Raw genomic sequence first — 299 nt, forward strand, 5'->3', positions numbered from 1 at the left:
ACTCTTAAGAGTCACTCACAAATTTTACCTTAGCCTGATCCGTTACCAGTGAAAGTAACGTTCAGTCTATCTTTCTATCACATACCCAAATTTTTAAAGAACGATCTAATCAAAAGACTAGAAATCAATATTCACGCCGGAATATTCATTTCTAAGCTTTTACTTAGCTTTTGTCTTCTTCAATGAATCAAGCAATTCGTGTGGGAACTTATGGAGCAGCTGATGTCGTCGATTAAGGAGGTGATCCAGCCGCAGGTTCCCCTACGGCTACCTTGTTACGACTTCACCCCAGTCATGAA

The 299-nt window shown here is 40.1% G+C and carries 1 rRNA gene; it reads right to left on the reverse strand.

From position 1 onward, the window contains the following. Window positions 1–233: 233 nt before the first annotated feature. A 16S ribosomal RNA gene (locus tag L6D63_RS28485) occupies window positions 234–299 on the reverse strand; the annotation flags it as partial.

The organism is Pseudomonas parakoreensis (assembly GCF_021602155.1).
Taxonomy (GTDB): Bacteria; Pseudomonadota; Gammaproteobacteria; order Pseudomonadales; family Pseudomonadaceae; genus Aquipseudomonas; species Aquipseudomonas parakoreensis.